This is a genomic window from Brevibacillus sp. FSL K6-6036, assembly GCF_037964015.1.
Taxonomy (GTDB): Bacteria; Bacillota; Bacilli; order Brevibacillales; family Brevibacillaceae; genus Brevibacillus; species Brevibacillus borstelensis.
This window is the reverse complement of sequence record NZ_CP150173.1, coordinates 2,432,732-2,459,150: the sequence shown is the minus strand read 5'-3', so window position 1 is coordinate 2,459,150 and position 26,419 is coordinate 2,432,732. Positions and strand designations below refer to the sequence as shown.

Annotated in this window: 26 protein-coding genes; 2 read left to right on the top strand and 24 right to left on the bottom strand. The window is 53.5% G+C overall.

The features are described 5' to 3' along the window. Nucleotides 1-136 precede the first annotated feature (136 nt). From NST37_RS12330 to NST37_RS12230, 21 genes are all read right to left on the bottom strand, one after another. Nucleotides 137-904 (bottom strand): 5-oxoprolinase subunit PxpA, encoded by a 768-nt coding sequence (locus NST37_RS12330; RefSeq protein WP_003386896.1) that lies wholly within the window; start codon nucleotides 902-904, stop codon nucleotides 137-139. 70 nt (nucleotides 905-974) lie between these two features. Further along, nucleotides 975-1,229: an acetyl-CoA carboxylase gene (locus NST37_RS12325; RefSeq protein WP_339186714.1), complete on the bottom strand. Its 255-nt coding sequence runs from the start codon at nucleotides 1,227-1,229 to the stop codon at nucleotides 975-977. A 25-nt stretch (nucleotides 1,230-1,254) separates the two neighbouring features. Further along, on the bottom strand, nucleotides 1,255-2,223 hold the full coding sequence (locus NST37_RS12320) for a biotin-dependent carboxyltransferase family protein (protein WP_003386898.1): 969 nt from the start codon (nucleotides 2,221-2,223) through the stop codon (nucleotides 1,255-1,257). Then, nucleotides 2,216-3,103, bottom strand: a complete 888-nt coding sequence (locus NST37_RS12315) for a carboxyltransferase domain-containing protein (protein ID WP_003386899.1) — start codon at nucleotides 3,101-3,103, stop codon at nucleotides 2,216-2,218. Before NST37_RS12315 ends, NST37_RS12320 begins: the two co-directional genes overlap by 8 nt. Beyond that, nucleotides 3,063-3,758 carry a nucleotidyltransferase family protein gene (locus tag NST37_RS12310; protein WP_327927086.1) on the bottom strand — a complete coding sequence of 232 codons (696 nt, stop codon included), beginning with the start codon at nucleotides 3,756-3,758 and terminating at the stop codon, nucleotides 3,063-3,065. The genes NST37_RS12315 and NST37_RS12310 overlap by 41 nt, the downstream gene beginning before the upstream one ends. 52 nt (nucleotides 3,759-3,810) lie before the next feature. Continuing rightward, on the bottom strand, nucleotides 3,811-5,001 hold the full coding sequence (locus NST37_RS12305) for an XdhC/CoxI family protein (RefSeq protein ID WP_339186713.1): 1,191 nt from the start codon (nucleotides 4,999-5,001) through the stop codon (nucleotides 3,811-3,813). A 4-nt stretch (nucleotides 5,002-5,005) separates the two neighbouring features. Further along, on the bottom strand, nucleotides 5,006-6,289 hold the full coding sequence (locus NST37_RS12300) for a VWA domain-containing protein (protein ID WP_339186711.1): 1,284 nt from the start codon (nucleotides 6,287-6,289) through the stop codon (nucleotides 5,006-5,008). Beyond that, nucleotides 6,276-7,160: a MoxR family ATPase gene (locus NST37_RS12295; protein WP_003386905.1), complete on the bottom strand. Its 885-nt coding sequence runs from the start codon at nucleotides 7,158-7,160 to the stop codon at nucleotides 6,276-6,278. Before NST37_RS12295 ends, NST37_RS12300 begins: the two co-directional genes overlap by 14 nt. Beyond that, nucleotides 7,157-8,029 (bottom strand): xanthine dehydrogenase family protein subunit M, encoded by an 873-nt coding sequence (locus NST37_RS12290; RefSeq protein ID WP_339186709.1) that lies wholly within the window; start codon nucleotides 8,027-8,029, stop codon nucleotides 7,157-7,159. Before NST37_RS12290 ends, NST37_RS12295 begins: the two co-directional genes overlap by 4 nt. Further along, on the bottom strand, nucleotides 8,026-10,374 hold the full coding sequence (locus NST37_RS12285; protein WP_171506229.1) for a xanthine dehydrogenase family protein molybdopterin-binding subunit: 2,349 nt from the start codon (nucleotides 10,372-10,374) through the stop codon (nucleotides 8,026-8,028). The genes NST37_RS12290 and NST37_RS12285 overlap by 4 nt, the downstream gene beginning before the upstream one ends. 3 nt (nucleotides 10,375-10,377) lie before the next feature. Then, a complete protein-coding gene (locus NST37_RS12280; protein ID WP_003386909.1) occupies nucleotides 10,378-10,905 on the bottom strand; it encodes a (2Fe-2S)-binding protein in 528 nt (175 codons plus the stop codon). A gap of 26 nt (nucleotides 10,906-10,931) precedes the next feature. Continuing rightward, complete coding sequence (locus NST37_RS12275) at nucleotides 10,932-11,384, bottom strand: carbon monoxide dehydrogenase subunit G (protein ID WP_339186707.1); 453 nt, start codon at nucleotides 11,382-11,384, stop codon at nucleotides 10,932-10,934. A 541-nt stretch (nucleotides 11,385-11,925) separates the two neighbouring features. Further along, nucleotides 11,926-12,306 carry a MaoC/PaaZ C-terminal domain-containing protein gene (locus NST37_RS12270; protein ID WP_003386911.1) on the bottom strand — a complete coding sequence of 127 codons (381 nt, stop codon included), beginning with the start codon at nucleotides 12,304-12,306 and terminating at the stop codon, nucleotides 11,926-11,928. A 16-nt stretch (nucleotides 12,307-12,322) separates the two neighbouring features. Next, nucleotides 12,323-12,721, bottom strand: a complete 399-nt coding sequence (locus tag NST37_RS12265; RefSeq protein ID WP_024984786.1) for a MaoC family dehydratase N-terminal domain-containing protein — start codon at nucleotides 12,719-12,721, stop codon at nucleotides 12,323-12,325. 156 nt (nucleotides 12,722-12,877) lie between these two features. Continuing rightward, a complete protein-coding gene (locus NST37_RS12260; RefSeq protein WP_003386913.1) occupies nucleotides 12,878-13,579 on the bottom strand; it encodes a response regulator transcription factor in 702 nt (233 codons plus the stop codon). A 63-nt stretch (nucleotides 13,580-13,642) separates the two neighbouring features. After that, a complete protein-coding gene (locus tag NST37_RS12255; protein WP_339186706.1) occupies nucleotides 13,643-15,295 on the bottom strand; it encodes a multicopper oxidase domain-containing protein in 1,653 nt (550 codons plus the stop codon). A gap of 58 nt (nucleotides 15,296-15,353) precedes the next feature. Further along, nucleotides 15,354-15,932: a VTT domain-containing protein gene (locus tag NST37_RS12250; protein WP_003386915.1), complete on the bottom strand. Its 579-nt coding sequence runs from the start codon at nucleotides 15,930-15,932 to the stop codon at nucleotides 15,354-15,356. A gap of 453 nt (nucleotides 15,933-16,385) precedes the next feature. After that, nucleotides 16,386-16,781 carry a DUF2294 domain-containing protein gene (locus NST37_RS12245; RefSeq protein WP_003386916.1) on the bottom strand — a complete coding sequence of 132 codons (396 nt, stop codon included), beginning with the start codon at nucleotides 16,779-16,781 and terminating at the stop codon, nucleotides 16,386-16,388. Nucleotides 16,782-16,809: 28 nt separating this feature from the next. Further along, nucleotides 16,810-17,289, bottom strand: coding sequence for a DUF1641 domain-containing protein (locus NST37_RS12240; RefSeq protein WP_003386917.1), 480 nt, complete (start codon nucleotides 17,287-17,289; stop codon nucleotides 16,810-16,812). Further along, on the bottom strand, nucleotides 17,289-20,246 hold the full coding sequence (gene fdhF / locus NST37_RS12235; protein WP_339186704.1) for a formate dehydrogenase subunit alpha: 2,958 nt from the start codon (nucleotides 20,244-20,246) through the stop codon (nucleotides 17,289-17,291). The genes NST37_RS12240 and fdhF overlap by 1 nt, the downstream gene beginning before the upstream one ends. A 210-nt stretch (nucleotides 20,247-20,456) precedes the next feature. After that, the gene (locus NST37_RS12230; RefSeq protein ID WP_161785224.1) at nucleotides 20,457-20,756 is read right to left on the bottom strand and encodes a hypothetical protein; all 300 of its coding nucleotides are present in this window, start codon (nucleotides 20,754-20,756) and stop codon (nucleotides 20,457-20,459) included. Between NST37_RS12230 and NST37_RS12225 the strand changes: the two genes are divergently transcribed. Then, a complete protein-coding gene (locus NST37_RS12225) occupies nucleotides 20,746-21,084 on the top strand; it encodes a histidine triad nucleotide-binding protein (RefSeq protein WP_327985838.1) in 339 nt (112 codons plus the stop codon). The genes NST37_RS12230 and NST37_RS12225 overlap by 11 nt on opposite strands. A gap of 51 nt (nucleotides 21,085-21,135) precedes the next feature. Here NST37_RS12225 and NST37_RS12220 read toward each other — a convergent pair whose 3' ends face one another. Continuing rightward, nucleotides 21,136-22,125 carry a YpdA family putative bacillithiol disulfide reductase gene (locus NST37_RS12220; protein ID WP_122958610.1) on the bottom strand — a complete coding sequence of 330 codons (990 nt, stop codon included), beginning with the start codon at nucleotides 22,123-22,125 and terminating at the stop codon, nucleotides 21,136-21,138. A gap of 248 nt (nucleotides 22,126-22,373) precedes the next feature. Between NST37_RS12220 and NST37_RS12215 the strand changes: the two genes are divergently transcribed. Continuing rightward, entirely contained in the window at nucleotides 22,374-23,966 is a 1,593-nt protein-coding gene (locus NST37_RS12215; RefSeq protein ID WP_172920452.1) for an S-layer homology domain-containing protein, read from the top strand. A 75-nt stretch (nucleotides 23,967-24,041) separates the two neighbouring features. Here the strand turns inward: NST37_RS12215 and NST37_RS12210 are convergent, their stop codons facing one another. Continuing rightward, nucleotides 24,042-25,004: an L-threonine 3-dehydrogenase gene (locus tag NST37_RS12210; RefSeq protein WP_003386922.1), complete on the bottom strand. Its 963-nt coding sequence runs from the start codon at nucleotides 25,002-25,004 to the stop codon at nucleotides 24,042-24,044. Further along, entirely contained in the window at nucleotides 25,001-26,194 is a 1,194-nt protein-coding gene (locus tag NST37_RS12205; RefSeq protein ID WP_024984336.1) for a glycine C-acetyltransferase, read from the bottom strand. Before NST37_RS12205 ends, NST37_RS12210 begins: the two co-directional genes overlap by 4 nt. Between the last annotated feature and the right edge of the window lie 225 nt (nucleotides 26,195-26,419).

Genomic DNA, 26,419 nt, shown 5'->3' with positions numbered 1-26,419 from the left:
TCATTTTACATTTTACCACACCTTCTCCGTTCTTTCACTTTTGAAATATGCTGTCCAACATAGAAAAAGCTGACCGGTTCTTCCTCCGATCAGCTTCCTGCCCCATGAAAAGATATCGACCTTCTGAAATCGTTCTTTAATGAAACAGCAAATCCCGTACCGGTGTCACTTCAATCCCGGCCTGTTCAAACGCCGCACGAATTTCCTTGATCAGATCGATTGCACCAGGCGTGTCGCCGTGGATACAGATCGTGTCAGCCTTGATTTCAGCATCCTCGCCATCCGGCGTCAGGACCCGGCCTTCTGTGACCATGCGGACGACGCGACGGGCCATTCCCTCCTTGTCTGTAATCGAAGGCCCCCGGCGAGTGAGAACAATGGAGCCATTGGCTGTGTGCTCCCGATCGGCGTACACCTCCCGGGCGATTGGCATGCCCATCTGCCGTCCCACTTCCTCCACTGCCGAACCGTTTAACGCAAAGACAATCATCTTTTCGGAGAGAGCGGCCAGACCTTCCAGAATAGCTCTGGCAATCTGCTCATCTTCCATCGCCATCATGAACAGGGCGCCGTGGGGTTTGCAATGCTGCAGCTCAGTCTTTGTCCATGCAGCGAATTCTCGCAGGGCTCCGGTTTGATACATGACGTAATCGCGGATTTCCTCCGGTGTGCATTTCATATATCTTCGCCCAAAACCCATCAAGTCTGGAAACCCGGGGTGAGCGCCAATCCCGACTCCGTTCGCCTTGGCAAGCTCCACAGTCCGTCTCATGACGTGCGGATCGCCGGCGTGAAAGCCGCAGGCAATATTTGCCGAGGAGATGTACTTCATCATTTCTTCATCTTGTCCAAGCTGATAGAGACCAAAGCTCTCTCCCATGTCGCAATTGAGGTCTACTCTCATCTACGATAGATCCCCCTTTCCCACGTTCTATATCCCGCTCAGAAAACAAGCCTATGGGTCCGCATTCCGATCAAGACGCCTGGCTTTTTACCAGAACAAGCTCCTGGCCGGCATCGACGATTGTTTCGTTCTCGACCACGAACTGCTCAATGAGGACATCCTCTTCCGCCTTGATCTCGTAAAAGTTTTTCATGACCTCGATCAATCCGACGACATCTCCTGCTTTGATGACATCCCCTTCCTTGGCGTAATCGGGCAATTCGGGGCTCGGCTTGCGGTAAAACACACCGGGAAGCGGGGAAAGAATCGCTTTTTTATCACTCATGACAAGTCCTCCTTTTTGTTCATTATCAGATCGCATCGGCAATTTTCATTAACTGGTCGCGGAGATTTCGTCTTGCACCTATCGCTTCTTCCAGCGTAACGGAAACAAATTTTACCTTTTCATTTGTCTTGATCTGCGCCATCCGGTTCAAGTCAGCACTGATCACTGTGGCAATGGTCGCATATCCGCCGCCGGTAACCGCATCATGCAGAAGCACGATCGGCTCTACCCCGTCCGGCACTTGAATCGACCCGATCGGATAGCCCAGGTCCGTCACGTTGGAAGGGTTGCTGCCTGCCCCGAACGGCTGCTGCCGCTCGACAAACTTCAGGCGCTCTCCCTTGTGCCGATACCCGATCCGGTTGGCTTCCGGCGTAACCGTCCACTCGCTTTCCAGAAAGACCGCCTTGCTCTCTTCTGTCAAACGATAGCTGCAGAGTCCGACGACGACGCGGATCTCATGTGTTTTCTGAAACACCGGGATGAGGGAAGGATCAATCCTCGTTCCTACCGGCACCTTTTTTTCATGCATATCTCCCACCGCAAGCTCATCGCCTTCCGCGAGCGCACGGCCCTGAAAGCCGCCGATCCCGATCAAGGTGTAGGTAGAGCGGGAATTCATCACAACCGGCACGTCAATGCCGCCTTCCACGGCGAGGTATGTTCTCGCTCCCGACTGTACAAAGTCAAACGACAGCGTATCTCCTTCCTGCACTTCGAGCGTTTCCCACATCGCCACCGGCTGTCCGTTGATTTTGGGCGGGATATTTCCGCCTGTGATACTGATTCGCAGTTTTCGTCCAAACTGCAGGACCGGACCGAGGTACGTGATTTCCAAAGCGGCTGCATTCCGCTGATTACCGACCAGCAGATTGCCAACCGTGTAAGAGAACTTATCCATGGCGCCGGATGGTGGCATGCCGATCTCATAGAGGCCGATGCGCCCCTGATCCTGTACGGTCGTTTGCAAGCCAGGCTTGATTACCTTAATCATGGTACAACCTCCTCAGCACCATTTCCGAGAATGCGTCCGGGTCTTCCAAAACCTCTTGCGGGGTAAAGGAAAAGTCTTTTTTCCGGTAGACAAAGGTACCATTCTCCACTTCGCTGCGGATCTGGTCGTACTCTTCCCGCGTAATACTCCTGTAACGGAAAATGTCCCCTTGCTGCGGGAACACCATCGAGTCACGGAAGTCCGGCAGCGTTTGTTCCTTTTGATAAATCGGCGCAGGGGCAATCCCGTACATCTGATACCCGCCTGCTCCCTGCACCGGGTAGATCACGGCAAACGCTCCGCCAAAGCCAAACGTGCGCTCCGGCGTAAACGTGCGCGGACGAACGTATTTCGGCACCTCGATCTGCTTTTCCCGGGCGACCATCTGGAAACACCAGGGCAGACCGGGGACAAATCCGATCATGGAGACCAGAAAGGGAGCGCTCGTGATCGCCTCGATAAACGCTTCTTTACTGTCGTAGCCGTTCACTCGGGCGGAATATTCCAGATCAGTCGATTCCGGGTCCTGGTGCCGATCGCGAAAACGCATGACCGCTTCATGTGTCCACGGGTCTTCGAACAGCACGGGAACATCCACCAATCGGGAAGCAATCGTAATGTGGTCCAGATCGGCCATCTTTTGCTCGATATCCTTCAGCTCCTTGATCAGCTCCTCCGGATGCAGCACGTCTGGATCGACGCGCACCATATAGGAGGCATTCGCCGGACAAATATCTACAATCCCGGGAAGCTCGCGCTGCTTCAACTCCCTGGTGATGGCCATACCTTTAAAATTCGCCTCCAGACTCATCTCCTCGGAAAGCTGGACAAAGACAAATTCATCCCCGCCGTATTCGTATCGCGTCTGCAACTGATTCATCGGTTTCTTCACCCCCATGTAAATTCGCGTGCTTCTCATTATTCAATGCCGCTATTTTGACCGCTCGCTCATACGCTTCCGGCGTGTCGATGTCAAAGCAAATACCCGGGTCATCGACCTGCACCGGAACACGTCTGATTTGTTCCCCAAGCCTCTGCCCGATCCGATCGCCTGGCCCAACCGACTCCAGCCCATTTTCCAGGTGTCCAAAAAATACCGGGTGTCCAGGGGTATCTCCGAAGTATGGCTGAACCATGAATGGATCAGGGGCCTGCTGCAGCTGCTCCTGACCACACTCTATGATCGTGCGGACCGTCTCTTCCCGAAGAAAAGGAGTGTCTGCCAGAAACACCATGGCTGCCGGATGTGTACCGGTCACTTGCCTGAGTCCAAGAGCCAGTGATGTTCCCTGCCCCGCTTGATAGTCACGGTTGATCAGCCACTGAAACCTGTCGTCTGCGATGTGAATCTTCTCCTGAATCAAGTCCGCCCGATGCCCGATTACGGTAAAAATACGGGCAAAGGGAAAGTCCGCCACTTGATGGATCACATGTTCAAGCAGAAACATACCCGAGAGAGGGAGCAATTGTTTTGGCCTGCCCATCCGGGAGGACGAGCCGGCAGCCAAAATGACCGCGTCGATTTGGATGTTCACAAATAACCTCCTGCCTGTATCAGGCTTGACTTTCCGACATATCCGGCCATACCTAGGAAGGCTGGTGAATTCTCTCTTTTCCGCGCAAAAAATGGCCCTGGTGTCCGTTGTGGACGGCCAGTACTTCGGTGACGATGCTCAGTGCGATCTCTTCCGCGGTTTCCGCTCCGATGTCCAGGCCGACAGGGTTGTGCAGGCGCGCAAGCCGTTCCTCCCGAAGAAGATCGCCACGCCCCTCAATCATTTTCAATATTCTGTCACATCGGCTTCTCGGACCAAGAACCCCGATGTACGGCGCTTCCGTTTGCAGGGAAAAGCGGAGAGCTTCGATGTCCCGTTCCAGATGGTGATTCATGATGATGATATAGCTGCGATTCCCAATCTTTAACCGCTCAAATCCGTTTTTGTCATCTGTCAACAGGCGTGTCGTTCCAGGAAATCTGTCTTCCGTATTGTACGCCGGACGCGGGTCGACCACCGTCGTACGAAATCCTGCGGCAACGCTTGTTTTTGCGAGTGGTACGGCATCATGCCCTGCCCCGAAAATAATCACTTCCGCAGGCGGAATATACACGTCTGCAAAAACTACAGCTTCCCGTTCTTCCGAGAAAGGAACGCGGAGCGAAGCAGACTTCGGATTTTTTTGGAGGAAAAGCTGCCTGGCTTTGGCAGTCACGAGCCGGTCCAATGACAAATCGCCGGTACTTCCAATACTCTCTCCCGCCTCAGGCACGAACAGCCGAAAAGGCGCTGGTGTCTGGCCGCTTCCAACCGTGTCCAATCGGGTAAAGAGAATTCCTGCGCGTTCATCCTCTATGGCAGACAGCCACGCGTCATAAACGGAATCGCCGTGCGTAGGCACATCCTGATTTCCAAAGCTGCCCTCCGCTGATGCTTGCCGCTCATCGCTTACAGAGCAGGCATGCAGCAGCGGTTCAATGTAGATCTCTACCGTACCGGGACACCCAAGTCCCAAGCCCCAGACCAGGTCTTCGTCCATGACATACGTTTTTACAGTTGGCGCCCCCGTCTCCAGCACTTGTTTGGCTACTTCCGCCACATCAGCTTCGAGGCAGCCGCCCGAAATCATGCCTGTGCACTTCCCCTCCTCATCGACAAGCATTTTGGCTCCCTCACGGCGATAAGCCGATCCTTTGACATGTACGACTGTTGCCATCGCGTATCGCTTCCCGGAAGTTTTCGCTTCCTTTATCATGTTTATGATCCATGCATGATCTCTCATGTACTCACCTCCAAAGACGAATGGTCTTGGCCAATGTACGATACGAGCCAAGATCTCGTGCAGATGCGAAGATATCGATGTAGGGCAGGGCCGTACGCATCCCGCGGGCAATCGGCTCATAGCCGGGCACATCTAGCAGCGGATTTAGCCAGATCACACATGCAGCTTTTGTGGAGATGGTTTTCATGGCTTCCTCAAGCCTGCTCCCATCGCCGGTATCCAAACCGTCGCTTGCGATTAGCACTACTGTATCTTTTCTAAGCAGGCGACCGCCGTATAACCGAACAAAGGTATGGAGAGATTCACCGATGCGGGTTCCGCTCCCCCATTCCGCCGACTCTGCGATGACGGTAGGGGGTGAGGTTTTGGCCGTATTGGCCGTATTGGCCGTATTGGCAGTTTTAGCAGTTTTACCTGTTTGACCTGTTTGGCCCGTTTGATCAGCTTGCCTCGCATGCCGGAGCGCTCTGCTGATCCGCCGCAGCTTCGTGGAAAAAAGAAAGACCTCTACCTGACGCGAACGGGCAGACAAGGCATAGGCAAATTGCAGGAACGTTTCTGCAAAACCGCTCATGGACCTGCTTCCGTCGCAAAAGAGCAAGAAATTGGCTTCTCGCGGCTTCCTCTTTTTCCAAGAAAGGAGGAGCGGCTCTCCTCCCGTCTGCAAACCACTGCGAATGGTACGGCGAAAATCGAGCAGCGCGCCGCGAAGCTGGCGTCGCCACGCCCTCCTTTGCCTCAACCGGAATTCCGCGATGAGTTGCTTGGCACCTTCCTCCATCAGAGGATTTCGCTTTGTCGGGATGCGCACGAGCACTTGTTTCCTTGCTTCCCAGGGCGCTGTCGGAATGACGTGTCTTCCGACCTGCCTTGTGCTTTCGGCCTCCAGCTCCTGATCAACTGGCCTCCAAACGGCATCAGCCAAGTCTGGTTGCCGTTCCTCGGACCGGGCAGAAGCTTCAGGCGGGGAAGACTGCTCTTTTTGCGATTTTCGCTTTGCCATTTCAGGAGATGGCTTTCTGTCCTCCCGGATGGCTTCTTCATGGAAGTACCGCTCGTACTCCTCGTCGAATATCTGCTGCTCCTCCGGGCTCGAACAGAGATTGAGGCGCAGTCCGTAGCGAAACAGGGCTTCATCGGAAATATCCAGCACAGCTAACGATTGGAGCGCATCGGCCGTTTGCTGCGGGCTGACAAGTACGCCTCTTCCCCGCAATATCCGGGAAAAACAAATCAGATGGTGCGACAAACTATTTTGTGCCAGGCAATTGGCATCACCGTTTTTCAACAAGCAACCTCCCCGAACGCAGCTGCTCCTCCACCGTTTCCCAATCGTCGCGGTCTTTGACAAAGCACCCCATCGTCGCTTGCACGACAGATGGATCGAGCTCGCTGCGATGCAGCTTGATCAGCGCCTGAGCCCAGTCGAGGCTTTCCGCTACGCCCGGCACCTTCTGCAGCGGGAGTGCTCTCAGATTTGCCATCATGAGCGAAATCTGCTCTGCCAAGCGCTGGCTTATATCGGGCAGCCTCACCCGCAAAATCTCCGCTTCTTTCTGCATATCCGGATACGCCAGCCATTGATAGAGGCATCTGCGCCGCAGGGCATCACTCAGCTCACGGGTCCTGTTCGAGGTGAGAATGACATAGGGACGATGCACCGCCCGGATTGTCCCCAGCTCGGGAATCGTGACCTGAAACTCGGCCAAGGCTTCCAGCAAAAACGCTTCGAATGACTCATCGGCACGATCGATCTCATCGATCAAGAGGACGGGAGCCCGGTTTTCATCCGTCAAAGCTTCAAGGATGGGCCTTTTCAACAGGAAAGCCGGGCCAAAAATTTCCTCCTCACGCTCTTCGGCCGTCCGCCCGCTATCCTCGCCGAGCTTGATGCGAATGAGCTGCCTCTGATAATTCCATTCGTATAAAGCGGATTGGCTGTCCATCCCCTCGTAGCATTGCAAACGGATCAGCCGCGTGTGTAAAACGCGAGACAACGTCTTGGCTATTTCTGTTTTGCCCACACCGGCCGGTCCTTCTACCAGCAGCGGTTTGCCGAGACAAAGAACGAGGCGGAGAGCCGTCGCAACAGACGTATCCGTCACGTAACCGTGCTGGTAGAAGTCGCGTTCGATGAGAGCGAAATCGTATCCGCTCATGCCGTTCCTTCCGGCAAGAGAATTTGCTCCAAGGCCCGTTCGGTATAGACACGGCACAGATGCCTGCGGTATTCCTCCGATGCAAACAGGTCTCCGCCGATATCCCCCTCGTCGGCAGCATGGGCGGCAGCTTGTTGAATCAGCTCCCTCGAAGGCCTTTGACCGAGCAAACGCTCCTCCACACTGATCGCTCTGTACGCTACATCGCCGACACCATTGATTCCGACACGTGCATGGTTGATCCTCCCGTCAGGATCAGTCCCCACGACGGCGCAGACGCCAACCACGGCGTATCCGGAGGCTGGATGCGCGTATTTCAGATAGACGCTCTTTGCATCAGACGGCGGAATCAGAAAGGAGACAGAAGTCACCAGGCTGGTCTCCGGCAGAGCTGTCACCAACGGTCCCAGAAAAAATCCGTCCAGCTCGAGCAATTCTTTTCCGTCCTCGCTCTGTACCTCCAGCATGGCATCCAACGCCAGAGCCACTCCCGGCAGATCGGCAGCCGGGTCGGCATGGGCCAGATTTCCGCCCACGGTGCCGCGATGTCTGACTTGCAAATCTCCAATCACACGCGCCGCATCGGCCAGCACCGGCATGGTTTCTCTTATGAGCGGGCTTGTGTGAAGCTGGTGGTGGGTAGTCAAAGCTCCGACGACCAGGCGGTTCCCCTCCCGCCGAATTCCTTGCAGCTCGCCAATCTTGCTGATGTCGATCAGAGTGCCGGGTGCGGTCAAACGGAATTTGAGCAGCGGGATCAAGCTGTGTCCGCCTGCAAGCAGCTTCGCTTCCCCATTGCTTTGCTGCAGCAAGCGAATCGCATCCTCTACGGTGTCAGCCCGAACATAATCGAATGTAGTCGGTATCATATGCCTTCCCTCCTGTTCTGCATCGCTTTCCATACCTTTTCCGGCGTCAGCGGCATATCCAGGTCATCGACGCCGAAGGGCTGCAGCGCGTCCATCACTGCGTTGACGACGGCAGGTGGAGCGGCAGTCGTCCCTGTTTCCCCGATTCCTTTGGCGCCGAGCGGATTGACGGGTGAAGGCGTTTCGGTAAAATGCCACTCTACTCTGGGGAAGAATCGCGCTTTTGGCATGGTGTAATCCATGAATGTTCCGGATAGCAGCTGGCCATTTTCGCTGTATACGGCTCCTTCCCAGAGCGCCTGACCGATTCCCTGAACGACCCCGCCATGGACCTGGCCTTCGGCTAGAAGCGGGTTGATTACCTTGCCGACATCATCCACCGCGACATATTTCCTGAGCGCTACCTCTCCGGTATCCTTGTCTACCTCGACGACGCAGATGTGTGCGCCAAACGGGTATACGAAGTTGGACGGATCGAAGAAAGACTGCGCCTCGAGCGAAGGCTCCACATCATCCGGCAAATTCCAGGCGAAATTGGCTGAGCGGGCAATTTCCTGGAACGTCTTCTCTCGCCCGGGCACTCCCTTTACGGAAAAGACGCCGCCAGCAAAATCAATATCCTCGGTTGCGACCTCCAGCTCGTGCGCCGCAATCCGTTTCGCCTTTGCCACGACTCTGTCTGCCGCGATGGCTACCGCTGCGCCTCCGACCGCTGTCGTCCGCGAGCCGTAGGTTCCCCAACCCATCGAAATGCTCTGGGTATCGCCGTGAACAAGCTCGATGTCCTCGATCGGGACACCCAATTTATCCGAGACGATCTGCGCGAAAGAGGTAGCTGTCCCCTGTCCGTGCGGAGACGTGCCCGTATAGACGGTAACCTTGCCGGTCGGATGGACGCGGACCGTGCTGTTTTCCCACACCCCGCCCTGAAAGCCGATCGCTCCGGCAACCTTTGAGGGGCCAAAGCCGCACAGCTCCACATAGGTGGAAAAGCCGATGCCGATCAGTTTGCCCTGTGCCCGCAGCTCCTCCTGTTCTTTTCGCAGCGCCTCGTAATCCACCGCCTCCAAAGCTTTTTCAAGGGTTAATTCGTAGTTTCCGCTGTCGTACAACAAGCCCATTGCAGTCGTATAGGGGAAGGATTCCTTTGGAATTAAATTTTTGCGTCTGACCTCCAGCGGGTCCATTCCCACTTTTCGGGCAAACAGATCCACGATTCGCTCAATCTGGAAGGTCGCCTCGGGTTTTCCGGCACCGCGATACGCATCCGTCGGTGTCGTATTGGTATAAACGCCGTACGTTACGACTGCTGCCTGCGGAATGTGGTAGGCTCCAGTAATCATCAGGCCGAAGTCAATCGTCGGACAGCCCCCTCCAAATGTCGAGAGATAAGCCCCCAGATTGGCGGTGTTTTTGACCCGCAGAGCGGTAAAGGTGCCGTCCTTTTTCCCGGCCAGCTCCACCTCGATAACCTCGTCTCTGGCATGGGTAGTCGCCATGAAGTGCTCCCGGCGCTCCTCCACCCATTTCACCGGCCGTCTCAATTCTCTGGCTGCATGGCCGACGACCGCTTCCTCCGTGTACGTCGCGATCTTGGCTCCAAAACCTCCGCCTACATCAGGTGCTACGATGCGAAGCTTGCTTTCCGGAATGCCGAGGACTCCCGAGTAAATCATTCGATGAATATGCGGGTTTTGCGAGGTGCACCAGATCGTCATCTCGCCGCTGCCAGGGTTGAACTGCGCCACTGCCGCCCTCGTTTCCATCGGGTTGGGGATCACCCGCTGGTTGTACAGCCGTTGCCGGACGACCACCTCCGCTTGTTCAAACGCCTCATCCGGCACCTCTCCCGCTTTCCACAAGAGAGCCAGGTTTTGCGGCACATCGTCGTGGACGAGCGGCGCTCCTTCCTGGAGGGCCTTTTCCTGATGGGTAACGGCTGGCAACTCCTCGTAGTCTACGGAAATCAGGTCGAGAGCATCACGCGCTATGTACCGATCCTCGGCGACAACGACCGCTACAGCCTCACCCGCATAAAGCACCTTTTCCAACGCCAGCGGACTTCTGTCCTTTGCTTTCAAATCTGCACCGGGCACATACCACATGGTCGGGACTGGTTTCACTTTGCCGATCAGGTCGGCACCGGTAAATACGGCGATAACACCCGGGTACTGTTTCGCTGTTTCAGTGTCGATGCGGACAATTTTGGCGTGCGCAAACGGACTGCGCAGAAAGGCGGCGTGGAGCATTCCCGGCAGCTTCATATCGTCGGTAAACATGCCGTTGCCAGTCAGCAGGCGAGGATCTTCTTTTCTCTTTACAGGGGTCCCGATCATATTTGCCATCGCTCAGCGTCCCTCCCCGACCGGCATCGTGTCAGAAACGTTTCCGCTCTCTTGCAGCTTGGCCATCTCGGCTGCTGCATGCAGGACCGCATCCACAATGAACTGATAGCCTGTACAGCGGCAAATCACGCCTTCCAATGCCTCACGCACCTCTTCTTCCGTAGGGGCAGGATGCTCCTGCAGCAAGCTCACCATCGCCATCATCACGCCCGGCGTACAGAAGCCGCATTGCAGCCCGTGCTTTTCCCAGAAGCCCTGCTGGATCGGGTGCAAATGCTCGACATCTCCAAGACCCTCTACTGTCGTAATGCTCGCTCCATCCGCTTGAACCGCAAGCATGGTGCACGACTTTACGGCCTCGCCGTTCACCAGCACGGTACAAGCTCCGCATTGACTCGTGTCACACCCGATGTGCGTACCGGTCAGATTCAGAGTTTCACGCAGGAAATGCACCAACAGCATCCGCGGCTCTACCTCCGCGGTTCGTTCCACTTCATTGACCGTGAGTGTGACTTTACAAGACTTGTTCATGCAGACACCTCCTCAGGTACATTCGTTTACGAGTGGGAAAACATTTGACCCATTTCTTTTTCCGCTGTCTTGAAAAATTGTCCAATCACCAGCTTCGCCACGCCGCCCATTACCCGTTGACCGACAGACGCCAGCACGCCCGTCACCTGAACTTCAGCCGTACAGGTCAGCTTTACCCCCGTATCCTCCTCTTCCAATTTCATTTCTGCAGCGGCGTCGATTTCTCCAGGAGCTCCCTTTCCCTTTACAAACAGGCGGTAAAAAAACGGCTCCTCCTGATCGGCTTGCCTTACCTGTCCCGTAAACATCCCCTTGACCGGCCCGACACTGATTCCCATTTCCGCATGGTAAACATTTTCTTCCACCTGGGAAAAGGCTTGGCAGCCGGGGATGGCTTTCTTCAACACCTCCTCGTCCTGAATTCCCTTCCATACTGCGTCCAAAGGCAAACCGAAATGATGGGTATAGGCAATTTTCAATCGTTCCTCCCCCTTTTCGAGCCATATTTGTCCTGCCAACGTCCAAATAAAAGGGAGGCAGGCTTTTCTTTTCTAAATGGCAATCGCAATTATCGTGCCAGTTGAAATTCGTCGAAATATTAGGAAAAGTATACACATAAAGGGGCGCGCATCTTTCAATTTTGATAGGTCGCGTTTCATTTATGAAAGGTGAGAACGGAGCGTGTGAGCGGAGTTTTTTTCTTTATTGTTTCGTGATGCAACAGGAAGAAATACCACGGGAGGTCAAGTGTGAAGAAATAACCTGGTGATGGCGATAAATGCGGAAGAGCCTTTGGCGAAGGACAGGAAGTTAACTTAATATTTTTATGGTCAACTTTTTTCATGAAGGATATGGAAGAAGTAACGCATCCTGTTAAAATGGCTTCTGCCCGCTCTGTCTCCCTAAAGCAAAAAAAGACGCCGGAGAGCCGCATTGCTTGCCCCACCGGTGTCTGCGTGATTAAGGAAACTGCCAGATTTTCGTATTCTGAAAGTCGACTAACAGCTTGAATGATACGCTTTATTTTTTGACTTCAAACTTGGCGCTAGCCTTTACCTCTCCCTGCTCATTGGCCGCCTGGGCTTCACACTGCCAGGCGTCGGCAGTCTCACCCACGACCTTTCCGGTGACAACAATCCGCTCGCCAGGCCGTGTCATCGACCGAAAGCGAGTTGAGAAGCGGAGCAGGTTTTCGACGCCGCACCACTTGCCGATCGCGTGACCGATAAATCCTTTGATCATCATGCCGTGGGCAATTACCCCGTCCAAGCCAACCTCTTCGGCATAGGGAACGACGGTATGGATAGGATTAAAGTCGCCAGAGGCACCGGCATAGCGTACTAGCTGCGTATGCGTAATTTCCCCCTTCTCCAAAGGTGGAAATTCAAAGCCGATTTGCATATAGTTTCCCTCCTCTTTACGATCTCTCGATAATGGTAGATCGGCTGATCAATACCAGCTCGCCGCGCTGATTTTTGTACTTGTTTTCCACAACGACGAAATTCATGCCGGCTCTGGTATAAGCGTCGATGACCTCGCCCTCGCATGTAATCTGGTCGCCTACGGCCATGGCGCCTACGTATTCGTACTCCTGTCCGGCATGCAGCACCTTTGCCATGTTCAGCTGGAGAACGTCCTCCATCGGTCTTTTGCTGCCCCAAAATTCAATGACAGTCGCAAATGTCGGCGGAATGCGCTTGCCTGTCTCGTAGTCTGGATTGTCGTCGCCCAGTGCCTGTGCAAATTCCCGTATCTTACCCGCCTCGATCGTAAAGGTGAACGGTTCCAGCCGCATTCCTTTCCGGGATTCATTCATCTCTATTCCCTCTTTTCCCTCAAAAATCAACAGTGCTGAGAGCAGGTGCATGTCTTTTTCCTTAAAAAGGATTCGACTCGCGCTGTTGTTCTCCCTCTAAAATGCCCACTGAAAGGTTTGAGAACGTATGTAAGCAGTACTGCCTATCGCAAGCTTTCAGGAGGAACGTGCCTCGAGATTGGGATCTTCAAAACGGTAGCCGATGCCATACACGGTTTTAATAAATGCGGGCTCTTTCGGATCGTCTTCCACTTTGTGTCTGAGATTTTTGACATGCGTATCGATTGTTCGGTCATACCCTTCAAAGTCCATCCCCAGCACTTCCTTGACCAGCTCCTCCCTCGTCCAGGTCCGCCCGGGGTGACGGATCAGCGTGATCAGCAAGCGGTATTCATTCGGCGTCAATTCCACCATCTGGCCCTTTTTCCAGACGCTTTTGTCGCCATGTGAAATCGTCAAATCGCCGAATTGCACACGGTCACAGAGGGATTGGTAATCGCCGGCTCTCCTCAGAATCGCCCGTATGCGGGCCACGAGTTCGCGGGGGCTAAACGGCTTCACCAGGTAATCATCCGCTCCCAGCTCCAGTCCAGTGATCCGGTCTGGCTCTCCGCTTTTTGCCGTAAGCATCAAAATCGGAACCCGTGATTCCCGGCGAATTCGCTCGCACACCTCTTCTCCGCTCATGTCCGGAAGCATCAAATCCAGCAAAACCAGATCGATTCCGGTGGAATGTGTCCACTCCAGCGCCTCTGTTCCCGACGCCGCCGTGACGACATGATAACCTTCCTTTTGCAAGTAGGAAGAGAGGATTTCGACAATTTGCGGTTCATCATCCACGATCAGTATGGTTGACACGCCAACTCATCTCCGTCTTCAAAAATAGAAAAAAGATCCCAGGGGACACCTGGGACACATCTGTTAATGCGCTTTGTTGCCGACAGTCGGGTCCTCCACGAACTTCTGATGTCCTTCGTACAGGACGGAGTTGACCATTCCCGCTGCGGCATGATGCAGATCATGGCAGTGGAACATCCATTCCCCCGGGTTATCCGCTTCAAACGCCACGACATAGCTTTCGCCCGGCTTGACGTTGAGCGTATCTTTCACCAGGGGAGAGCCTGTGAGGGCTTTGCCATCCTTGCTCAGCACCTGGAAAAAATGGCCATGCAGATGCATCGGGTGATCTGAGGAGCCTTTGTTCACCATAGTGACTTTCACTTTGTCCCCTTTTTTGACGTTTAGCGGCTTGATATCCGGATACGTCTCTCCATTAATCGTAAAGACCGGATCCATCCCGTCTTTCCCCATTTTTTCGCCCAGGTCCATCTGGTATTCCTGGTCGTATTTCATGTCGAGGCTGAAAACCCCTTTGCCGCCTTGGCCGTACGCCGTCAAATCGACAGGTGCCGCCTCTGCCTGGGCGACGCTGTTTTCCTTTGCTCCGGCTCCCTGTACTTTTACGGGGATCCGCATTCCTTTGGCCGCTTCGGTCTTGTTCAGGCTCTCGATGACCCAGTCCCCATCACGGCTTTCTACAAACTCGATATCGTAGCGTTCTCCCGGTGCGATCGTGAACGGCTGGTCCTTGATCACGGCCGGGTCCTTGATCGGTTGACCATCTGCGCTTACAATTTTGTACTCCTGTCCTGGCAGACGAAGCGTGTGGCTTTGGAAGCCCGCATTGACGAAGCGGAGCCGCACGCGCTCTCCTTTTGCTACCTCGAGCGGTTCGATAGCGTCTCCCGTTTTTCCGTTCACCGAAAACGTCGTGTACATCGCTTGCATCATCTGGTCGTGCATGGCTCCCGGCGGCACCTGTGAATTGCTGTGCTCCATGCCAGGCATGCTCGTGTTTCCGTGGCTTCCGTGATCCATCCCGCCCATATTCATGCTTCCATGATTCATGGTCTCAGAATTCGTCTTGCCGTGATCCATACGCTCGGAACCCATCTTGCCATGATCCATTTCTCCCATGTTCATGCCCGCATGCCCTTGGGAGCCCGTATTCCACTCGTCGAGAACCAGTGTATAGTCTCGTTGAATCTGAGCCTGGTCTGGTCCCTCAACGACAAGCGTTCCGTAAAGGCCGAGGTCCTCCTGATTGGCGCTGTCCTGATGGGAGTGGTACCAATACGTCCCGGGGACTGTTGCGGGAAACTCATAAGTAAAGGTCTCTCCCGGCCGTACTGCATTCTGCGTCGTTCCCGGGATTCCGTCCATATTGTTGGGGACGGGGTAGCCGTGCCAGTGAATCGTCGTTGGCACCTTCAACTCGTTCTTCAGTGTGACGCGGATAACCTCGCCCACTTTCGCCCGGATTTGGCTTCCGGGAACAACACCGTTGTACGTCCATACAGGTACGTTTTTATCCTTGGACAGTGCCCATTCCGCTTCCTTGGCCACCAGTTCAAAGCTGCGGACTGTTTGTCCATTCCCCTGCAGTATTTCGGGCTTTGCCATATATTGAGCATGTGCTTTTGTTTCACCGCCCGCTCCGTAGAAAAAAGCGCCGGCCGCTGCTATCGCTACAATTCCGGCACTGGCTGCGCCTATGAAGACCTTCTTTTTCATCGACCTGCCTCCTCCTGTTTGTTCTACGGTGCCAGCGTATCAAAATCTCGTGAAGAAATTATGGAGACTTCTCTTTTTCTGTCCATTTAAACAGCAGAAAAACGGAAGCTGCGAGTATGACCGCGATTATCAGACGAAATTTGTTCTCGGAGAAAAAGACAAGATCGTGACCGATAAATGTTTCCATGACGAGCGACGGCGTCTTTCCGATCATCGTAGCGAGAAAGAAATCGGCAAAAGCAATCGTGGAGAAAGCCGCTCCTACATTGACCACCCCGGAAGGCAATAAGGGATTTACACGCAACAGTATCAGCGTCAGCAATCTGCGCCCGCGCGACATGCCGGAAAGACTTTTCAGCCACCTGGCTTCCCTTACCTTTTGCAGCTTGGCCGAACGGGATATTCCCCAGCGGTACAGAACAAACGAAACGGTCGCTCCCAGGATTTCTCCCGCAAGCGAAATGAAAAACCCGCCCCATAATCCGAACACGACCGCATTTGCAGCAGACAGGAACAATGAGGGCAAAACACCAGCGACACTAATCAGCACATTGATAAGCAAGCTGGCGATAATTGCAAATACTCCCCACGAGCGAATCCAATCCGCTGTGGTTACGACCAACTCAGACCACTCCACGAAGGCAATCCTCCTCTTTCTATTTTGGACAAAACATTCTTCCGCAATCTTCTACATCCGAAAAACCAAGACCGTCATAGTCTATCCGAGCACGTATCTCCTAATCTTTCATGTCGGAATCATCAGAATACCATATCTATCTTTCTTACGAAAATGGCTGCCACGGGATTCATTTTCTCTACTCCCCGCCACTGGAACCCGATACAACCGGGGACTCCCCCGGACAATACGGACGCATCCACTCATTCACGGAACTCCATTCTTCGCCTTTTGAAGGAAGAGATTCTCACCGAATGAAGGCAAAAAGCATGGCTCCACTCAACGTAGGACCGACTCTCGTCGGCTACAGTAATCCTCAGAAGCCGGTCAGCGAAAATAAAAAAGCCGCCCTTCGCACTTTTTTCATGCGAAGGGCGGCGTAGTACACCTGTCAACTTGCCAACTTCAAGGCCGCTACATGCACATACGCTTTGCTGGCTGCAGCGGGCTTGGTTTACCGCCTTCTATCTTCCGGTCGAACACGTAAACGGTGATGGCCAAGTCTGCATCCATATTGATATCGCTGAAGAGTGTGATCAGCTTGGCACCTACCAAATTTTCGAGCTTCTCGACTACTTCAGCCCTCTTGTAGATGTCTTTCACCAGCTTTGTGCGGGTTTCCTGTATCATCTTTCTGCCCTCGTCGGAGTCGATCATCCATTTTTCTACCTCGGTCAGATTGCCTTTCATCTCGATAATCGCCCATGACCCGACAAATCTGGTCCGAATCTTTTCAGGACCATTTCCGACGTATTGCTTGCGAATCTCGCGAACAAGCCTGCTGAATTGATGCTCGACCTGATTGGACACAGATATTTCACCACACTCTAGGAATCCACTACTCTTTTAATCCTTGACCCATGCCCTTCAGGAGGTTCATGCCAAAGGAGACGGCACGGTTGATGTCAGGGTCCTGCAGCGCCTTGATCAGGTCGAATATCCCGACCTTTTCGTCCTGACGCAGGCCCTCTTCCGCTTTTTTCAAGCCCTTTGCCAGACTTCCCGCCAGCTTTTTGGTCATCTCAGGCTCAAGCTCTGTGAGCGATTCCGCTACTGCCATGGCATTGTTGATCGCTTTGGTTACCGGCGGACGGACCAGCTGGCCAACAGCGATCTTGGCTACCTCTTCTTTTGCTTCCACGAGGGAAACGACAGCTCCGAGAATGCCGCTCTGATGGAGCTCCTGCAGCAGCTTGATCGTTTCGCGAATGCCATCTGCGTTCAGGGCTGTGTCGCTTAAAACCTGCTCGAGCGCTTTGGCTCGCTTCTCTTCCTCGGTCAGTACGGGTTGAACGATCTTGGTCGTCGGCTTCGCCATTATTTCACCCCTCCCGGCTGGTTCACATCTGCGATTGGCGCATAATCGCCTCTCGCCCATTTGCGTTCCACCTGTACTCCCAGCTGCGGATTTCGCTTCGCATAGCGCGGGTTATACAACGGCAGAGGATTCTTGCCGGTCGCCTCCAGGATTTCCATGCGAACCTTCGTCTGTTTGTAAGCTGGTGTCTGGGTCCGAACGTCTACGGCATTCCCGGTTAACACGTTGATCGCATTTTCGTGGCTGACCGAGTTCATCGGAACGTACAGCTCTTTCCCCTGTACGCGGTCTGTCACGACAGCGCGCAGCTTGATCGCTCCGTATGGAGATACCAAACGGACAAGTGTGCCATCCTGTACGCCCCGCTCTTTTGCGAGCTCAGGCGACACCTCTACGAACACATCCGGCACTTTGTACTGAATGCCTTTTGACTTGTTCGTCATATTGCCCTCGTGGAAATGCTCCAACAGACGGCCGTTGTTGACGATCAGATCGAATTCTGCCGGATACTCGACGGGCGGAACGTAATCGACCAGCGAGAAGCGGGCGCGTCCGTCCGGGAAGTTGAACCTCTCCAAATACAGGAGCGGCTCGTCTGTGCCGTCCGGCTGTACCGGCCAAACCAGACTGTTCCATCCTTCCAGGCGCTTGTAGGAAACGCCGGAGAATACCGGGCTCAGAGACGCAATCTCGTCCATGATTTCGCTTGGATGCTGGTAGCCCCAGTTGAAGCCCATGCGAGCGGCGACTTCAGTGAGAATCTGCCAGTCCGGCTTGGAGCCTTCCAGCGGCTCAAATACTTTGTACAGGCGCTGAATACGGCGCTCCGTATTGATGAACGTACCGTCCTTTTCCAGAGACGGCGCAGCAGGCAGGATCACATCTGCGAACTGGGCTGTCTTTGTAAAGAAGACGTCTTGGACGACGAAGAATTCGAGCTGGCTGAGCATCTCCTGCACATGGTTGGCGTTGGAATCGATCCATGCCATGTCTTCGCCCATCAGGTACATCGCTTTCAGCTCGCCTCTGCCGACCGCTTCCAGCATCTGAATGTTCGTATAGCCTGGCTTTGGAGAGATCGATACGCCGTAAGCCTCTTCGAACTTCTTCCGGATGTTGTCATCGGCAATGCTCTGATAGCCGGGGAACCAGTTCGGCAGGGACCCCATGTCGCAGGCACCCTGCACGTTGTTGTGACCGCGCAGCGGGTATGCCCCAGCGCCCGGACGTCCAAAGTTTCCGGTAACGAGCAGCAGATTGGAAATAGCTGCAGAAGTGTGCGAGCCGCCGACGTTCTGGGTCACGCCCATGCCCCACAAGATGCATGTGCCATCTGCTTCGTGTATCATCGTGGCTGCTTTGATCATTTGCTCGCGCGGAATGCCGGTAATTTCTTCAGCGTACTCCAGCGTGTATTTTTCGAGCAGGGCCACGAATTCATCGTAATGATTGGTACGCGCCTTGATAAAGACTTCATCATGCCAGCCCTGGTCGATGATGTATTTCGCGACAGCAGAGAGCCAGACGAAATCGGTTCCCTGGCGCGGGTGAAGATACAGATCAGAACGTTCGGCCATTTCATGCTTGCGCAAATCGGAGACGATCAATTTTTGGCCAAACAGCTTTTTCGCACGCTTTACACGAGTCGCCAGAACCGGATGGCCCTCGGTCGGATTGGCCCCGACGATAATGACCAGGCCAGCGGAAGCGATGTCCTTGATCGTACCGGAGTCAGCGCCAAAACCTACGGTCGACATCAAGCCATCCGAAGCAGGCGATTGGCAGTAGCGGGAGCAGTTGTCCACGTTGTTTGTTTCAAATACTTGCCGGGCCATTTTCTGCATCAGATACGCTTCTTCGTTTGTCGTCTTCGAGGAGCTGACAAAGCCAAGCGCATTGCCGCCATATTGTTTTTTGATCGCCGACATTCTCTCGGTCATGTAGCTCAGTGCTTCGTCCCATGTAGCAGGTACGAATTCATCCCCTCTGCGGATCAGCGGAGTGGTCAAGCGCTGGTCGCTATTGACGAAATCCCAGCCGAATTTCCCTTTTACACAAGTGGAAACGCTGTTTACCGGCGCATTTTCCGATGGCTCGATCTTCAAAATTTTGCGGTCGCGGGTCCACACTTCAAACGAGCAGCCTACGCCACAGAACGTACAAACGGTCTTCGTCTTTTTCGTGCGCGTATCGCGCATTGCCGCCTCGATCTCGGAAATGGCCAAAATGCTGCTGTATCCCGGCTCTACTTCCTTCACCAGGTCGATCATCGGGGTCAAGAGCTCCTGATCCATCGAGGTCATGAAGCCCGCTTCGCCCAGCATCGATTTTTCCATCAAGGCGTTGCACGGACACACGGTCACGCATTGACCGCAGGAAACGCACGAAGAGTTGTTGATAGAGCGATCGTCATCCCAAATTACGCGAGGCATTTCACGCTCCCAGTCGATTGTCAGGGTCTCGTTCACCTGCAGATCCTGGCAAACCTCGACACAGCGTCCGCAGAGGATGCATTGGTTCGGATCGTAACGGTAAAACGGGTGGGACATGTCAACCTCGTACCCTTTTTCCCGGAACGGACGGCTTTGGTGCTCCACTTGCAAAAGCTCCGTCGTGTTGTGCACCCGGCAGTTGCCGTTGTTGTTGTCACAGACTGTACAGTACAGCATGTGATTTTCCAGGACGCGATCCATCGCTTCCTTCTGGGCTGACCGAGCCTTCTCGGAAGCGCTCAGGATTTGCATGCCTTCCGCAACAGTCGTCGAACAGGCGCGCATGATCTTCCCGTCGATTTCGCACATACAAGTATCACAAGTCTGTATCGGTCCAAGAACGGGCGAATAGCAGATATGCGGGTGCTCGATTTCCTGCTCAAGCATGTAGTCGAGAAGGCGCGTGCCTTCAGCCGCTTCGTGTTCTTCCCCATTTAATTGAAAACGCACTTTTTTCTGTTCCATGGTTCCTCCTCTGTGCCAATGCGATCAAAACTTTTTTAGAAAACATGGTCTGGCCTAGCCTTTTGGCGGCGATTTGCACCCAAAGGAGCACTAGTTTCGCTGCTTTCCATGATGTCGACAGATGAATGACAAGCATCCGCTCGACCATAAAAAAACCCACCATAAACCAACTTGTACAAACCAGGTTTGCGCAAGTCGCTTTATGGTGGGTTAACACTTAGCATCTTTCATACCAGTTATCAATCCAACCATTTGGGTCGCGGAAGCCAGAATGTGCCAGGAATAATTCATTCCCGCAGCATCGATGCACTTCCCTTTCCCATTATAATCAAACAGGTGGATTTTGCAAGAGAAAACCCTTTCATGGAACTGGCTGAGCCGCCGTTTTTTGCTGACTGGTGCTTGTAATGCGGCAAAACGGATCAGCGGCAGAACAGGAAAATGGAAGGAAGCGACGAATAGTGCTAAAGAGAAGCTATGGAAAGGAAGGATACGCCAGATGGATTGCATTTTCTGTAAGATCGTTAAAGGAGAGCTCCCTGCCAAAAAAGTTTACGAGGACGAACACGTGGTGGCTTTCCATGACATCAACCCCGTCGCCCCTGTACACGTACTTGTCATCCCCAAAAAGCACATCGCTTCTCTCCTGGACATTCAACCGGAGGACAAGGAATTGATCGGCCATCTGCACCTGTCCTTGCAAAAGGTAGCGGCAGAAATGGGTGTACAAGAATCCGGATTCCGTGTCATCACCAACACGGGCCAGCACGGTCAGCAAACCGTATTTCACATCCACTACCACTTGATCGGCGGCCGTCAGCTCGAGTGGAAGATGTAAAAAAGACAACGCCAGCGTCACGATTCAGACGCGGCGTTGTCTTTTCTTTTTTTACCCTTGCTCCTTGCTTTTTTCAAGCGAAGCGATATGCTCGGCGATCAGCTTTCCGTGGTGCCTGCCGTTTTCAATAAAAATCGCGTTTGCATGCTCGCCGGAGGCAATCACACCAGCGATGTACAAACCGGGTACATTGGTCTCCATCGTGTCCGGATTGTGGACGGGCTCGCCTGTCTGCGGATTCGTCGCTGCTCCGAGTGAACGCAGGACGCTGCGGTCAGGTCGAAAGCCGATCAAGGAAAAGACGAAGTCATTTTCGAGAGTGACTTCTCTCCCCTCTGTCACGACCACCAGATTGCGCTCGGCAATTTCCTTTACAGTAGTGGAATAGAGCACCTGTATGCGGCCTTTTGCGGCCAAGCTTTCAAAAACAGGCCTCGTCCATGCTTTTACCCGATCGGAAAGCTGCGGCTTGCGGCAAATGACCGTCACTTCGGCACCGGCGCGCTCAAGTTCCATGGCAGCATCGACCGCGGAGTTGTTGCCGCCGATGATCGCCACCTTCATCCCCGCATACGGATGCGCTTCCGTAAAAAAGGAGCTCACTTTATCAAGGTTTTCGCCAGGCACATCAAGCCTGTTCGGATTGTCAAAGTATCCCGTCGCAATCACCAGGTACCGGCATGTATATGTGTGCTTTGTCTGAAAACGGTCTACAGACTGCACAGAAAAACCGCCGTTCACCTTCTCTACATGAACGACCGTCTCATAGCTGTTGATCCGCAGCTGATTGCGGGCTGCCACCAAACGGTAGTATTGAAGAGCTTCCAGCCGTGTCGGCTTTTCGTTCGGCGTCGAAAACGGAATGTCTCCGATCTCGAGAAGCTCTGGCGTACTGTGAAAAATCATGTAGGTCGGATAGCGATAAATTGAGTTGACCAACGTTCCTTTCTCGATGACCAGCGGGTCGATTCCCTGTCTTTTCAATTCGACAGCGGCGGCAAGCCCGCACGGTCCCGCTCCAATAATCAGTACCTGCTCCATGGTTCCCATCCATCCTCCCATGTCTTCCCGTCTCTATTTTTCTTGGAGCCAGCTTTCCGTGCACGTTCACACGCAAGCGCGGCCAGAAGTTTATCTGTTTCCATCATATCATACCCGCAAGCGGCGATTGACACTCCCTTCCATAGCCATACCTGTTTTCTATTTCCAGAAAATGATGAATGAAAGAGGTTTTTCTATTCTTTACACTAGAAGAGACATAGAAAAATTACAGACGAAAGAGTAGAGCCATGCGAAAACGTAACGTACATATCATGCTTAGCTTCATATTGTGGGCAACGTCACTGTTGTCCGTCTCTGTAGGTGTCTCTGCATCGACCGCTGCTGCGCTCAAGGATATTTCGGCAAGCTATGCAAAAGAAGAGATCCGCTCGCTTTATCAAGCCGGTATCGTCCTGGGCGATGCCGATGGTTACTACCGGCCGAAAAAGGCCGTAACCCGCGCAGAGTTCGTCGCCATGCTGACCCGCACGTGGAAGCTCAAGACGGTATCAAGCCAGTTTCCTGCCTATTCCGATGTGCCAAAGAGCTCCTGGGCTTATGGCGCCGTCCAGGCCGCGGTCTCCCTCGGTATCGTAAACGGCACGACGCCAACCGCCTTCTCGCCTAATCGCACCATTTCCCGTCAGGAGGCAGCGGCACTGCTCATTCGAGCGATGGGAATGCAACCGTCCCAGCCAGCCTCCCTGCCTCTCAGTGATGCCTACAGCGTCGCCTACTGGGCAAGACCGTATGTGGCAGAGGCAATCCGCCAAAAGCTCCTGGTTGGCTACCAGGGATATTTCCGTCCAAACGCTCCGCTTTCCCGTGAAGAGACGGCGGTACTTCTCAGCAGGGTGAAGAAGAAAATCGATCAGCAAGCGAAAGGCAAGACTCCCGTCATCCTAGGCTGGCAGTACCGGTCTACCGTGCAAGAGTTCATTGATCTGGTCAAAGACACTCCGGTCAATACGCTGTCTCCCCGCTGGTTTTACTTGCAAGCCGACAGCTCGATCGCCGATCACACCGATGCCACTCTTGTCAGGTGGGCTCACCAGAATGGCAGAAAAGTATGGGCGATGTTTGGCAACCGCTTCGATGCCAACGCAACCCACAATGCGCTCTCTGTACCGGCAAACCGCGCAGCCGTCGTCAATAAGCTGGCTCAACTGAGCGACAAGTACCAGATTGATGGAATCAATATCGACTTTGAAAATATCAAGCCCGGTGACCGCGAAGCCTTTACAGCTTTTGTCAAAGAGCTGGCGCAGGCCATGCATGCGAAAGGCCGAACGGTCTCCGTCGATGTTCCGCCTGATACACAGACGGATTGGAGTGCACCGTACGATTACGCCAATCTGGCACGGTATGCTGATTATATCGTTTTAATGGGCTATGAAGAGCATTGGAGCGGAGGCCCTTCTGCCGGTTCCGTCTCATCGCTGCCCTGGCTCGTCAAAAGCTCAAACAACCTTTTGACGCAGATCCCGGCCGACAAGTACATCGTCGGTCTGCCGCTCTACACTCGCGACTGGTCTAAAGTGAATGGCGCTTGGCAATCAACCGATTTGCTGATCCTGGAGTCCTACCGGCTCATCTCGCAAAACAAACCTGCTATCAACTGGAATCCGGCAACCTCGCAGTACAAGGCGACGTACTGGAAAAACGGGACTGCTCATTCGATCTGGCTGGAAGAGAGCCGATCGCTTGGACTGAAAATGCAGGCGAGCATGGAACGGCCTATCGCCGGATTTGCATACTGGTACGTGGGAGAAAAACTGCCCGATGTATGGAACGTCATCTCCAATGTCATCACCATGCAAAAGCTGAAAAACAGAAAGTAGTGAAGCTGCAGCTTGCAATCAAGCTTTGCTCAAACAAAAACAAGCCTGGCGCATCAGGCTTGTTTTTCTTTGATCTCAACCGATTTTTTGAAGCAGCCGCCCTTTTAACTGGGCTAGCATATCCTTTGTCATTTTTTCCAGATCGTACTCTGCCGTAAATCCCCACTCTTCCCGTGCGGCGCTGGCGTCGATCGAGTTCGGCCAACTGTCGGCAATCGCCTGACGCACAGGGTCTACCTCGTATTTCAGCGTAAACGAAGGAATCAGCTTTTGAATCGAACGGGCGACGTCTTCCGGCTCAATGCTCATCGCCGTGACATTGAACGCATTCCGATGCTTCAATTTGCTCGGATCGGCCTCCATCAGGGTGATAATCGCCTTTAAAGCGTCCGGCATGTACATCATGTCCATGTACGTCCCTTTTGCGATATAGGAAGTATAGGTACCGTCGGTGATTGCTTTGTAATAAATCTCCACCGCATAATCCGTCGTTCCCCCGCCTGGAGGTGTCACATAGGAAATCAGGCCAGGGAAACGTACCCCCCTCGTATCTACGCCGAACTTGTGGAAGTAGTAGTCACATAAAAGCTCGCCGGACACTTTATTGACCCCGTACATCGTGGTCGGCCGCTGAATCGTGTCCTGCGGTGTCTGATCCTTCGGCGTGCTCGGTCCAAAGGCTCCGATCGAACTGGGGGTAAAGAATTGGCAGCCAAGCTCGCGTGCCACTTCCAAAGCGTTGACCAGACCGCCCATGTTCAAATTCCAGGCCAACAACGGTTTGGCCTCAGCGGTCGCGGAGAGCAGAGCGGCCAGGTGCATAATGGTGTCGACCTGATGCTTTTTTGCGATATCGAACATGGCTTTTGCATCCGTTACGTCCAGCTTTTCAAACGGCCCCGCCTGCAGTACGTCACTGTCTTGCGGCATTTTGATGTCAGTGGCAATGACGTTATTCGCACCGTATTCGTCGCGAAGTCTGGCAGTCAGCTCGGAACCGATTTGTCCCAAAGCCCCGGTGATCAGAATCTTTTTCATTGCAGAATCCCCATTTCTTTGCCCACTTTTTCATAGATGTCCAATGCCCGGTCCAGCATCTCTTTGGTATGGGCTGCTGTCGGCATATTGCGTACGCGGCCGGTGCCGCGCGGAACGGTCGGGAATACGATCGCTTTCGCATACACGCCCGCTTCGTACAAGCGCTTGCTGAATTCCTGCGTTTTTTGCTCATCGCCAATCACGCATGGAGTAATCGGGGTCTCGCTATGCCCGATGTCGAAGCCCAGCTCCTTTAGACCCTTTTTCAGATAGTTGCCGTTTTCCCAGAGGCGATCGTGCAATTCGGTGCTGCTCTGCAAAATATCGATCGCCGTTATGCTGGCAGCCACATCAGCTGGCGTGAGAGCAGTGGAAAACAGGAACGGTCTGCTGCGTACCTTGAGCCAGTCGATCAGCTTCTGTTTGCCTGCCACGTATCCACCGATGACACCGATCGCTTTGGAAAGCGTTCCGATTTGGAAATCGATTTTATCGGACAAGCCAAAGTGCTTGACAGTACCTGCCCCTTTGCCGAGCACGCCAGAGCCATGTGCATCGTCCACATACGTGATCAAGTCAAATTCCTCAGCCACTTCAACGATTTCCGGAAGCTTGGCAATATCCCCATCCATGGAGAATACCCCATCGGTAATGACCATCACTTTTTTATACTTGCCGGACTCGACAGCTTCCTTGGCTTTTGCCCGGAGGTCGTCAATGTCGGAGTGTTTCACCCGAATGATCTGCGCTCGGGAAAGGCGGCAGCCGTCGATGATGGATGCGTGATTCAGCTCGTCAGAGAGAATGGCATCGTCCTTGTCCATTACAGCGGAAATTGCCGCCATGTTGCAATTGAAGCCCGACTGGTAGGCAATCGCCGCTTCGGTATGCTTGAAAGCGGCCAGCTTCTCTTCCAGTTGAACGTGCAGCTCCAGCGTACCGTTAATCGTCCGAACGGCCCCTGCCCCTACGCCGTACTTTTGCGCCGCTTTGACGGCAGCATCGATCAGGCGCTGATCAGTGGCCAAACCCAAATAGTTGTTCGAGGAAAGATTGATCAGCTCTTTGCCTGAGATGGTGATTACCGGACCATTTGCACTTTGCAGAGGATCAATGACGTTATACAATCCTTTGCTTTTCAGATCCGCCAGATTTTCTTCCAAGAAAGCGTCCAAAATCTTACTTGACATATACATGCCTCCCTGCCAGGATATTTTCCGGAAAACCAGCATTTGTTGAAAAAGAATACATGCGACGAAAACAGATGTCTCCGTGGTATGTACAGTAAAATATGGCACAAACCTTTGTATAATAGCGTTTCTTTACTCATATTATCATTTTATTTCAAAAACGTCCATATGACATAGACATATTGTAAGCGGTCACATTCTCTTCGCCCTTGTCTCGGCTTTTTC